Origin of the sequence: Pantoea septica, from assembly GCF_002095575.1 — a bacterium.
Taxonomy (GTDB): domain Bacteria; phylum Pseudomonadota; class Gammaproteobacteria; order Enterobacterales; family Enterobacteriaceae; genus Pantoea; species Pantoea septica.
On the sequence record NZ_MLJJ01000063.1, the window covers coordinates 1 to 10,723 of the forward strand.

Below are 10,723 nucleotides of genomic sequence, written 5' to 3' on the forward strand. Positions count from 1 at the left end.
GCTGCACACCACATGGTTTAACAGCAGCAGGAATCAGAGAAAGAAGGAGAAGAGTCAGCGCCCCGGAGAGAGAAAGCACAGGCGAAGGGGGATGACCGGTGCGCCAGCACCGGCTTTCCCTGGCTCGCAGGGCCGCCCGCTTTTAAGCGCGCACAGACCGCGCACCGGCCGGACATCGATTACCCGGCCGGATAGTCATCAAACGCTGAGCTGAAGCCGGTTCGGTAGTATCAACCTGTCAGCCTGCAATTCTCCCGGCATCGCGCCTTTAACCTCATACTGGATATCGAGCATCAGTAGCCACAGCGGATCATCCCAGTAGTCAGAAGGGTTCAGGCCGCGGCAGGATGGAAACTGTGGCAGCCATGCCAGCACCATAATGAGGATGTCGCTCTCATAAAAATCCTCTTCCCGTACCTGCGTGTACCACGCTCCGACTGTCAGCGGTGTATGAAACTTCAGATCGATTCTGACCTGCGCCAGTCGCTGCTGATAGCGCCGGTGTTTCTGCTTCCATGCTCTGTTCTCGCGGTTTATCTCCTGACTGATACGGCAATCGGCACGTTTATCAAGGCGCTCATTTTTTCTGAGCGCAATCATCGGAAACAGGCGCGCTCCCGTGTCCTGCGAGAGTGGTGACGGGCAGCGCTCGCCCCGGGAAGCAATCAGCGTATCGAGCGCCGTCATATACTCCACCGCAGCGGGCGCATATCTGTCTCGTGGTGAATACTCCGGCATCACGCGGCGCAAATGATCAGATTTAATCGTCCGGGTATCGCAGTAATGGCGTACAAAGGCACTGGCGTAGGGATGGGCGCCACGCACCGCCCTGCCCTGCAGGCGCTTTTCAACATCCGCAATCGCCAGGCTGACGGCGAGCGTATACGGGCAGGCGGGAACGAGTGAAAAATGACGGGGAATTGTGTTCATAGTTTTCTCCTTATGTAGTGACCGCCCTCCCGGGCGGTCTGCCGTTATCAGCCTTAGCTGCCCTGAGTATCTGAACTGCCGTTCTTTGGCGTTTCAGCTTTCAGTGGTTTCATCCACTCCGGCACCCAGCGGGAGTCTTTGAGCGCCTGCTCCGCGAACTCGGCGGCATCCCCTTTCTTCATCTTTTCCGCATCGCTGGCGTTGCCCGTTTTGCCAGCGTCGGTCAGCGCACCGACAATCTGATCTTTACTCATGCGCTTAAAGAAACCTTTGGCGGTCGGCTGCCACCATTCGGCCAGGTCAAAGTCCATTGCCGTTTCCAGTGCATCCAGGCTACTGGTCTGGCTGTTTCCGTAGACCCTGTCCTGGAAGCTGCACACTGCCAGCGCGCTGCAGAAAGCCAGCAGGCCATGCACCAGTTCATCTCTCCAGTCGAGCAGCCAGCGGAAGTCCTGCGCCCAGTTTTCCGGCAGGCTGCTTTCCCACTGTTTTTTTCTTTTTGCAGGAACTGCCAGGCTTTACCCCCTTCCTTCGCCGGGGAGTCGGAAACCAGCGCATGGCTGTTATCCGTCAGGCTGATTTTCATCGGGGTATTGTCATAGCTGCCGTGGCTGAACGTTGAACGGCGCAGCGTCCAGGTCAGCATCGCCATGGACATCGATGTGTTGGTGCAAAGTGCGGCCTGTACCGCCAGCGATCGCTCACACGACATTGAGCGCACCAGCGCGGCGGAATACCCTTCGGACAGCGCCTGGAGATCGTCTTTGCTGTCGGCCCGGGTTTTCTTCGGCAGATCTGACACGCGCTGTACACCCCGCTGGATGTAACACTGCCCGTACTCGTAGCAGATAATCGCGCCCGTTTTATTTTTATCCAGCGCTGACCAGAATCGTTTGTTCGCGACGTTTTCCAGCTCAGCCATCTGCATTTTCAGCTGTGGTTTCAGCTCATTGTCATCGGTCAGGTTCAGCTGGGCGCGGAGTTCGCTCACCTGTGCATCTTCTTCAGGCGAGTAATCCGGGCAGCGCTCCTCCGTTACAACGTAAGAGCGTTTCACCTTGCTGTCCCAGGCATGCATGCGCCCGTCCATTCTGACCTCCGTCCAGGCAAACCCTTCCTGTTTCACAACGGATTCGGCGACCTGCTGCAGCTTTTCCAGCGTCAGGCGTTCAACCAGCTCGGTTTCGATGTAGCCGTCATCCTCACCGCTGAACAGGTCGGCACGGACAGTACCGCCAGCCGCCAGATAGGCGTCTTTGCCCACAAAGGCGAACTTAGGCGAACGGCTGATTTCAGTTTCCGTCGAGGTGATCAGGTTGCGGATGATATCCGCTGAGGGGTTGTAGTAGCTGGAGGCCTGATCCCATACCTCTATCTGGCGTTCGTGCGAGTCGGCAAGCGTCAGCGCCTGGCATTGTTCAATGGTGATGTTATCTGCTGCCAGCTCGTCAAGAATGGTGGGCGCCAGGTTCGTGAGTTTCAGGCAGCGCTGCACGTGCCGTGAACCGTAGCCCATCAGGTCACCGATCTGTGCCGAGGTTTTGCCTTCATCCGCCAGCGCCTGGAATCCGGCGATTTGTTCAGCGGGATGCATATCTTCGCGCTCGCCGTTTTCCACCATCGAGGCCGCACGGGCCAGCTCTTCAGACACTCGCTTCACGGGAATAAGCTGATCGGGTTGATAAACCCCTGCTCAAGCAGCAGCTGCAGCGCGGTGAGGCGACGACCGCCGCAGGCCACGCCCAGCATGTCCTCGCCCATGTCATGCGCGATCAGGTTATGCAGCAGCCCCACATTTTTGATGGTGGCCGCCAGCGACTCGATGCGTGACTGCACGTAAACCTTGCGACGCACGTTCATTGGAGAAACAGCCAGACGTGAGAGCGGGATCATCTCAATCTCAATTTTCTCCAGCGCCTGCTCAACCGCTACCGCTGCCGCTTTCTCAGCCTTCATTTTCGCTGGACGACGAACGGGTCTAGTTTTTAAAACCGATGATTCTTTAGATTCTGAAGCCGGGGTGTTGACGTTCTGCTGTGACATGTTGCTTCTCCTGTTTGCGTTTAAGTGATGTTTCTCTGAGTTCCTCGCCGTGAGAGCAGAACAGGCGTGCGGGCATCAGGCAGAACGCAAGGGAAACGACAAGGCCGCAGCCCGAAGGGACCGGGCGTAGACGTTTAGCGTGCGACCCTTGCGGGATGCCGCCCGTGTGACAGATTTCTGCGCGGCGAAGGGGCTCAGGAACACAAAACAAGACAGCAGGTGGTGAACATGGCACCGCGCCGGGCGGCAGCTTTATGCCGAACCGGTCCTTAGCGGCCACGTCAGTGTGTGGCCAGTGAATGCGCTGGCGGCAAGCCAGCTGCAGGGGACTCTAGTCTGAAGGCTCTCAGACCCAGGCCTTTGGCCTGCAACGTTCCTTCTGGCGGTTCAGCTGAGCTTTCCGGCCTGGCCGGTTAGCGAAGCAGGGCTGACGACCTGGCCCCCGGGGAGCCGAAGGGAGCACTAAAGGGGACGGATGTCTCTCCACTGCTGCCCTGGTCATCCGTTGAAATTAACCATGCGTGCGATCTTCGCACACTTCCATAGGGGGGAGGTCTCTTATAGCGGGCAATGTGCTAAACCAGAGTTAACCTTTTCAACTCAATGGGAGAAGCAGCAGTGAAAAGCACAAGCGCTAAATCCGTCAAGAAAGCTAATGAGCTACTGAAGAGTGGTGATCACAGAGAGGTGGTGCTGGATTTTAATATCAGCGCCGATGAGTTTTTTGAGCTGGCTGACAGATGGGCTGAGCGGGGAGCTAAAATAAAAAAGAAGATGGCAGGTTTGTTATCCGGCTTGCCAGGTAAGCATCAGGCTAGCAGGTCACCGTAAACATAGTCCGGAGCACACAACAACCCACCTAATCGCCGCGCTTCTTCATAACGTATTGCCTGCATGCCGGGTACGCCCGCCTGACTATGCTTTTCTGGCGCCAGAAAGCCATCGAAGGCCTAAATAACGACAGGGCCTGAACAGGATGTCTGAGGCTTATTACTGACTCAGATTGCCGCTAAATCTCATTAAATCGGAGTATCAGAATCCTTAATGTTTGCAGATAAAGGCGGCATGTGGCGTTGATCCCGGTACACTGACCGCTGTGCAGGGAATTACAGTTCCAGCAAGGAGGCTGTCACTGCCCTTGTCATTGCGAGAATACATGGTTCACAGCGGCGATAATACGTCCATTTGCCGACCTTACTGGCTTCAAGCAGGCCGGCGTCATGAAGAGCTTTAAGACAAATTGAGGTGGCGGGCTGTGATAAGCCCGCCTTGTCCTGAATGAGACTGGCACAGACGCCATACTGTTCGAAGCCAAAAAGCTGAGAATACTCAGCAAATGCTTCTTCAGGTTTTTTTAGCCATTTAAGCACTGCAACCCGGGTCGGATTTGACAGCAGTTTTATGGAATTTTCCGGTGACATGCCGCCTCACTAAACATCAGGATGGGTAAACTGGGTAATCAGTATATCCTTTCTCAGTTCCACCATACAGGGAGGAATGATCCACCACATTTAGGGGATACCCTTCTTTTAACCGCTCCGGCAGATCAGGATTAGCAATAAAGGTACGTCCGAAACCAAACAGGTCTCCCCAGCCTTTCTCCAGCATTAACTCTGCTTTTTTCTGCGTATAGCGACCAGAATACATAATGGGCGAATGGAAAGTTTCGCGCAGCGCAGTGCGGAAACTTTCTGGCATCTCAGGGCTGTTGTCCCAGTCAGCCTCTGCGATGGACAGGTAACCCACGCCCAGCTCGTTCATGATCTGTGCAGCCCGGATATAGGTGGCATGCGGGTCGCTTTCTACAAGTCCAAGGTAGACACGCTCTTCTTCAGTGCTGGAAAACAGTGGGGCGAATCTCACACCAACGCGCTGACTGCCGAAGACTGAAATGACTGCCTCAGTGACTTCGCGCAAAAAACGCAATCGGTTATCAAGTGAGCCGCCGTACTCATCATTCCTGAAGTTAGTATGCTCAGAAATGAACTGGTTGATCAGGTAGCCATTAGCCGAGTGCAGTTCAACTCCATCGAAACCGGCTTCTTTTGCATTTTCCGCTGCGATGCGGTAGAGCGCGACAATCTCTTTTACTTCTGCTGTAGTCAACTCGCGCGGATCGCTTGGTGCCGTCAGCATCCCTGCCCCCGGACTGGTTTCAATAAAGACCCTTACGCCTTTAGCCGGAATCGCTGAAGGGGCAATCGGAGGCAGATTGCCTGGCTGAAGTTCATTATGAGAAACGCGTCCAACATGCCATAGTTGGCAGAAAATGGTTCCCCCCGCTTGATGTACGGCATCTGTCACTTTACTCCAGCCAACGATTTGTGCATGGCTGTGGATCCCCGGGGTCCACGCATATCCCTGCCCACGCGGTTCAATTTGGGTACCTTCCGTAATCATGAATCCGGCACTTGCGCGCTGGCGGTAATACTCCACCATCAGATCGCCAGGAACATTTCCCGGCTGTTCACTACGACAACGCGTCAGGGGAGGTAAAGCGATGCGGTTTCGTAGCTGGATATTGCCCAAGGTCAGGGGGCTGAACAGAGATGGCATAACGGGTGATCCTCAAAAATTAAAGAGCGTCATTATATTTACACATTTAAATATGTAAATGCGTAATATGTGCTTTTTTAAATTGACGCTTTACAGAGGAAATTTCTAGGCTGGCCACATCATCGTAAAACTCTGGGTTCAAGTGCCAAAATTCTCTCCACCAAACCGTGAAACCAGAGGTAATGGATAGCGCGAAGGATCATGGTTCACCAGACAGATTCAGACTCAGGGGAGTCAGCAGACCAATAGATGCATATGATTACCGAATGTTATCGCCATTAGGCATTCCCTTTTAAGCCTGCGTACTGTCACAGGTGACGCTGTATTCTGGCCCTTGCTGCGTCTCATAAAATACCTGCCTGGTGTCTTACCGAAAATCCTTTTGTACCTCCAGCTCCCCTCCTCACTTGCTGCTATTTCTTTCAAAAAATCAGCAAACAAGAAGAGACTGAGAACCATTTGTTAAAGGTAAGGCGGGCGCTCCCCTTCCCCGCGGATAATTCACTTATGTCCCCGTCACTTTTCACAAGCATTTTCACACTGATTGACGCAGTATCCACTCACTCCTGGTGAGTAATTCGCTGATGCGATCCCTCTGGCGGATAAACTGCGTTTCCAACATCAGCCAGTAGCGCTCACTGCATTGCTGGCGACGAAAACCGCAGAGCCGTTGCAACCCAGGAAATGCACCGCCGTGATAGCTCAGATCAGGATGGAAATCATCACCGGCACGATAGCGAGCGCGGTGCCATAAACCTGTGGCCTCTGCCAACGAGGACAGTTTGCACGTCTTTCCGGATATCAGTTTTTCCAGTGCGCTCAGACGCTCGCGCAATGTGTTCAATGAAAATGCCGGATCGATTTCATTTTGCAACTGTGCGAGGGCGTCATCCATCAGTGCCAGATATTGCCGGGCATCCAATGGCAGCGTCTTTTCATACAACAGAGATTCCAGCCAGCGCTGATGAATGTCAAAATCCCGCCAGAGATGAGCTTCATCGACTTTATCCAGCGTGTCTTCTTCCGTATGCCACCACCAGCCGCCGCCACTTCCGGGTGAAAGTGACTGCCGTTGTTCCGGCACTTCACGTAATGCAAAATGCAGGGGGATACCGAGCCCCCAGAATGACTGGTCGGCGCCTTTGCCGATCGGGGTCACACGCTCTGCAGGTTTGCCCGTGGTGGCAATAATGGCCTGGTTGAGCCAGTCGGAAGATTCCGCGCCACTGGCATTCACCACGAGTTGTGATCCGCCAATACAGCCGGGGGAATCAACATTGATGTGTGCTACACAATGGTCCAGAAGCTGAGACCGGAAGTGATCGGCGTACCACGTTGAGCCGCCGTAACGCGCATTAGAATGACCCGGCCAGAAGGCAACGCGCAGGCCTCGTGTCAGACGCTGTTCGCTGAACAGTGTTGCCAGCGCAAGACACAGGGCATTGCCCGTCGCGTTATCTGTCACGCCCTCATGCCATGAATCGTAATGCGAAGAGAGCAGCACAAACTCTTCGCTACTGCCGGGCAGTTCTACCACAGGCAAGGAACAGGGCGCGACGTGCTCATGCAAGACAGTGGTCAGACGCGCGCAGAGCGTCTCGGCCGATAGCTGAGACCGCAGGTGGGCACCGTCCTGCTGGCTAATACTGATCACCGGAATGGTGGGATAGCGCTGTAAATCATCCGGCACAGGAGTCCCCCACACCGGCCCCACGGTTTCTTCATGCAGTGCCGCTTCGGCGGAGCCCCAGATATGAATCAGTCCCAAGGCGCCGGCATTCATCAGCCGTTGCACATAGTCCTCGAAACCCTGGTCGGCAAGCACCAGCTTACCGCGAACACGTGCTGACCAGTTTGCGAGTGCGTTTTCAGGGATGAAGTCCAGGGACTGCGTATCGTGAAACAGTTCCGCCTCCACTCCGTCCGGGCAATGCGCTGAGAAGGAGCGAGTTTTTGCGTTAATCACCTGCCCCGCAACAGTCAGGGAGGCATCCAGCGGATCGCTCAGCCAGAGATTGCAGGACTCGCGGCGAAAAGGAATGTCGCGCGCCTGCAGCTGTTCACACAGCCAGTCGACACTTTTTTCTGCGTCTGCGCTGCCCGATAAGCGGTGCAGATGCTGAAAATGTGACAGAGTGTCACGCATCAGCACTTTTAACTCACTGGCTGGCATGAGCCGGCTCCGCGCGCGTCACTTTCATTTCCAGGTCGCCAAAGTAGTGCTGCTTCACTTTTTCCCACGTACCGTCGGCCATGATTTTCGCCAGTCCTTCATTCAGCAACTTCTGCGTTTTTTCATCACCTTTGCGCACACCATAAGCCGACCCGATGCTGAACAGCTGATCGTCCCGCACTTCCGGACCGGTTAGCGTGAAATCTTTCCCTTCAGGTTTATTCAGAAAACCGTAGGTCACGGCAACCCCCGGACTTAACGCTCCATCAAGACGACCCGCAGCTAAATCCAGATAGATCGCGTCCTGATCCGCATACATGACAATATCAACACCCTTGGGAGCCCAGAACTTATTCACGTACATTTCCTGAATAGAGCCCTGCTGAACAGCAATGTGCTTACCCTGCAGTGAAGCAACATCAGGCTGTAAGTTACTGCCTTTGCGCGCCACCAGCTTGGTGGGGATGTGATAAATAAAGTCGCTGAAGTCGATGGATTTACGACGTTTTTCCGTTGCGCCCAGTGGCGAAATGAAATCCACCTTTTTAGCCATCAGAGAGGGAATTTCCGCATCAAAACTGCTGACAACGTATTCGCAGGTGACATTCACTGCCTTACAGACAGCGTTGGTAATATCAATTTCAAAACCCGTCGGCGTGCCTGACGTATCGCGATACTGAAACGGCGGATAACTCAGGTCAGCGGCAACGCGTAACACGTTATCCGCTGCAAATACTGAACTGCTGAATGCGAGGGTTAATGCTGCCATGGTGGTCAGTGTCATTTTCATTTTACTTCTCCTGCAGAACAGTAGATTGCCAGGCGCTGAACTCATCACGCACGGTTTTCAGGTTTTCAGCCTGTTGAAGGTCAAAAGTGGTCATCGCAAGGGCGCGGGCCGCATTCAGCATCGCGTCTATCCCGTTGTCAGAAGCCGCAGCGGTTGCGAACTCGGGGGTATGAGGGACAACATCACCAATACGCAGATAGGGATGAATCGCGGCGGTGAGCTGGCTGACGTTACCAATATCTGAAGAGCCCACGCCCCCACGTTCCGGTGCAGCCTCCGCCACCAGACCCAGTTGCTCAATATTCGTCTGGAATAATCCGGCCAGGGCATGATTGTTATTGCGCTCGGCGTAGGTCAGCCCCTCTTCAATTTCCAGGCGTACACCGCTCATTTCCGCTGCGCCCTGAGCGGCAGCAAACACCTTGCTGCGCACGGTTTGCAGGCCTGCCACGGTGGCAGCACGCATCAGGAATTTCGCTTCTGCATAAGCAGGCACAATGTTGGTGGCGCTGCCGCCGTGCGTAATGATGCCGTGAACCCTGACGTCATCGGTGAAGAACTGGCGCAGCGCATTTATGCCGACAAAGGAGTGAATCACAGCATCAAGCGCGCTGATGCCCAGATGCGGTGCCGAGGCAGCATGGGCTGCTTTGCCATAAAATTTGAACGTAGCATCGACACAGGCTAGAGCGCCTCGCGTCATCATGTTTTTCTCGCGTGGGTGGAACATCATGACAGCATCGACACCGTCAAACACCCCGCTATCCGCCATGATAATTTTCCCGCCCCCCTCTTCCTCCGCAGGTGTACCGATCACCTCCAGTACGCCGGTTTGCAGTGTGCCGCTGTTCGCCAGAGCAACCGCCGCCGCCACCGAAGCCGTACCAATCAGGTTATGCCCGCAGGCGTGGCCGAGTTCAGGCAGCGCATCGTATTCCGCCAGCAACGCCACATGCGGCCCCGGCTTTCCGCTGTCTAAACGTGCGCGGAATGCCGTCTCAAGCCCGGCAACACCGGGGGTAACAGTAAAGCCTGCGGCCTTGAGGGGAGCCTGCAGCGCAGCGCTGGCATCATGCTCCTCAAAACTGAGTTCAGGCTGTGCATGGATAGCCCGCGCTAACGTGGCCATTTGCTGGCTGATTTGCTCAATGGCAAAAATAATTTTATTTTTTTGTTCAATCATGGTGCGACTCCGGAGGGCGCCTCACTTTTTTAGTGCAGACAAATGCCCTGTGTGTTCAATATATTAATAAGATATACAGGGCTTTTTAGTTGATGCCTAATTGAGCTTTTTTATTGCTTGCGCCGGAAAAGAAAAAAATATTTTATGGAATCAAAAAAGGAGGCGGATGATGAACGACAAAGACTGGCTGATTATTCACACGGTCTGGCAGCACCAAAACATTACGCGTGCGGCAGAACAGCTTTACACCTCTCAGCCTGCGCTCAGCTATCGCCTTAAGCAGATTGAACGCAAGCTAGGCATCGCACTGTTTGAGGAGAGCGGGCGGAAGATAACGTTCAGCGCCCAGGGGCGCTATCTGGCACAACATGCGGCTAAGGTCTTAAAAGACGCACAGCAACTCAGGCAGACACTGGAAAGCCTGTCACAACCTCGTCAGGGGGAGCTGCGTATTGGGGTGACCAGTAACTATGCTGCGTACCGCCTTCCCGATATTCTGGCGCACTTCGCTGAGATCCACAGCGGCATTCGCGTTCACTTGGTCAGTGGCCTGAGTGAAGAGATGTACCAGCAACTGCAGCGTGAAGAGGTTCACGTGGCGCTGGTCAAGGATGACTATCACTGGCGTAATGGAAAGCGGCTGGTGGATGTGGATGATTATTGGTTGGTGAGCAAGCAACCTCTGGACCTGCGCCTACTGCCTCAGCTACCGCAGATACGTATCAATCACGGCGGGCATGTCACCCATCTGATTGAACGATGGTGGAATGCCAACTACTCCCTTCCTCCACGCGTGGCGATGCAGGTCGATAAACTCGAAGTATGTCTCGCCATGGTGGAACACGGTTTGGGTTATGCCATTGTCTCCAGTTATCAGCCGCTCTCTGAACATCTACACCGCCAACCCATCAGCGTGGCGGGCGAAGCGCTAAAAAGCCGGACATGGCTGCTTTATCATCATGACAGCAGTGATGCATCCGTGATCCTGCCCTTTGTGGAGATGTTTGCAGACCTCAGTATGCCTTCGGATTAGAGCCTTCCCCCCTCC

11 protein-coding genes are annotated in these 10,723 nt (G+C 54.4%); 2 read left to right on the forward strand and 9 right to left on the reverse strand.

Going from position 1 to position 10,723, the window contains the following annotated elements:
* Nucleotides 1-198: 198 nt before the first annotated feature.
* The 4 genes from HA46_RS20135 to HA46_RS20150 are packed head-to-tail and all read right to left on the reverse strand — an operon-like array spanning nucleotide 199 to nucleotide 2,973.
* The gene (locus HA46_RS20135) at nucleotides 199-930 is read right to left on the reverse strand and encodes a plasmid SOS inhibition protein A (protein WP_084886431.1); all 732 of its coding nucleotides are present in this window, start codon (nucleotides 928-930) and stop codon (nucleotides 199-201) included.
* 53 nt (nucleotides 931-983) lie between these two features.
* Nucleotides 984-1,241: a hypothetical protein gene (locus HA46_RS20140; RefSeq protein ID WP_084886435.1), complete on the reverse strand. Its 258-nt coding sequence runs from the start codon at nucleotides 1,239-1,241 to the stop codon at nucleotides 984-986.
* The gene (locus tag HA46_RS20145) at nucleotides 1,181-2,581 is read right to left on the reverse strand and encodes a ParB/RepB/Spo0J family partition protein (protein ID WP_084886438.1); all 1,401 of its coding nucleotides are present in this window, start codon (nucleotides 2,579-2,581) and stop codon (nucleotides 1,181-1,183) included. The genes HA46_RS20140 and HA46_RS20145 overlap by 61 nt, the downstream gene beginning before the upstream one ends.
* 5 nt (nucleotides 2,582-2,586) lie before the next feature.
* The gene (locus HA46_RS20150) at nucleotides 2,587-2,973 is read right to left on the reverse strand and encodes a ParB/Srx family N-terminal domain-containing protein (protein WP_084886441.1); all 387 of its coding nucleotides are present in this window, start codon (nucleotides 2,971-2,973) and stop codon (nucleotides 2,587-2,589) included.
* 618 nt (nucleotides 2,974-3,591) lie between these two features.
* Between HA46_RS20150 and HA46_RS20155 the strand changes: the two genes are divergently transcribed.
* Nucleotides 3,592-3,804, forward strand: coding sequence for a hypothetical protein (locus HA46_RS20155; RefSeq protein ID WP_084886459.1), 213 nt, complete (start codon nucleotides 3,592-3,594; stop codon nucleotides 3,802-3,804).
* A gap of 275 nt (nucleotides 3,805-4,079) precedes the next feature.
* Here HA46_RS20155 and HA46_RS20160 read toward each other — a convergent pair whose 3' ends face one another.
* The 5 genes from HA46_RS20160 to HA46_RS20180 all read right to left on the reverse strand — a co-directional run bounded on the left by HA46_RS20160 (nucleotide 4,080) and on the right by HA46_RS20180 (nucleotide 9,675).
* Nucleotides 4,080-4,394: an ArsR/SmtB family transcription factor gene (locus HA46_RS20160; RefSeq protein ID WP_084886444.1), complete on the reverse strand. Its 315-nt coding sequence runs from the start codon at nucleotides 4,392-4,394 to the stop codon at nucleotides 4,080-4,082.
* A gap of 16 nt (nucleotides 4,395-4,410) precedes the next feature.
* A complete protein-coding gene (locus HA46_RS20165) occupies nucleotides 4,411-5,529 on the reverse strand; it encodes an alkene reductase (protein WP_084886447.1) in 1,119 nt (372 codons plus the stop codon).
* Nucleotides 5,530-6,064: 535 nt separating this feature from the next.
* The gene (locus HA46_RS20170; RefSeq protein WP_084886450.1) at nucleotides 6,065-7,702 is read right to left on the reverse strand and encodes a M28 family metallopeptidase; all 1,638 of its coding nucleotides are present in this window, start codon (nucleotides 7,700-7,702) and stop codon (nucleotides 6,065-6,067) included.
* A complete protein-coding gene (locus tag HA46_RS20175; protein WP_084886453.1) occupies nucleotides 7,689-8,492 on the reverse strand; it encodes a transporter substrate-binding domain-containing protein in 804 nt (267 codons plus the stop codon). Before HA46_RS20175 ends, HA46_RS20170 begins: the two co-directional genes overlap by 14 nt.
* Before the next feature lies 1 nt (nucleotide 8,493).
* On the reverse strand, nucleotides 8,494-9,675 hold the full coding sequence (locus tag HA46_RS20180) for a M20 family metallopeptidase (RefSeq protein ID WP_084886456.1): 1,182 nt from the start codon (nucleotides 9,673-9,675) through the stop codon (nucleotides 8,494-8,496).
* Nucleotides 9,676-9,841: 166 nt separating this feature from the next.
* On the opposite strand from HA46_RS20180, the gene HA46_RS20185 reads away from it, so the two are divergent.
* A complete protein-coding gene (locus HA46_RS20185; RefSeq protein ID WP_244277558.1) occupies nucleotides 9,842-10,708 on the forward strand; it encodes a LysR family transcriptional regulator in 867 nt (288 codons plus the stop codon).
* Nucleotides 10,709-10,723 lie beyond the last annotated feature (15 nt).

Excerpts from the sequence above, each read along its gene's own strand:
- HA46_RS20135 (WP_084886431.1), bottom strand. The coding sequence starts at position 930 with ATGAACACAATTCCCCGTCATTTTTCACTCGTTCCCGCCTGCCCGTAT.
- HA46_RS20140 (WP_084886435.1), bottom strand. The coding sequence starts at position 1,241 with ATGGACTTTGACCTGGCCGAATGGTGGCAGCCGACCGCCAAAGGTTTC.
- HA46_RS20150 (WP_084886441.1), bottom strand. The coding sequence starts at position 2,973 with ATGTCACAGCAGAACGTCAACACCCCGGCTTCAGAATCTAAAGAATCA.
- HA46_RS20160 (WP_084886444.1), bottom strand. The coding sequence starts at position 4,394 with ATGTCACCGGAAAATTCCATAAAACTGCTGTCAAATCCGACCCGGGTT.
- HA46_RS20165 (WP_084886447.1), bottom strand. The coding sequence starts at position 5,529 with ATGCCATCTCTGTTCAGCCCCCTGACCTTGGGCAATATCCAGCTACGA.
- HA46_RS20170 (WP_084886450.1), bottom strand. The coding sequence starts at position 7,702 with ATGCCAGCCAGTGAGTTAAAAGTGCTGATGCGTGACACTCTGTCACAT.
- HA46_RS20175 (WP_084886453.1), bottom strand. The coding sequence starts at position 8,492 with ATGAAAATGACACTGACCACCATGGCAGCATTAACCCTCGCATTCAGC.
- HA46_RS20180 (WP_084886456.1), bottom strand. The coding sequence starts at position 9,675 with ATGATTGAACAAAAAAATAAAATTATTTTTGCCATTGAGCAAATCAGC.
- HA46_RS20185 (WP_244277558.1), top strand. The coding sequence starts at position 9,842 with ATGATGAACGACAAAGACTGGCTGATTATTCACACGGTCTGGCAGCAC.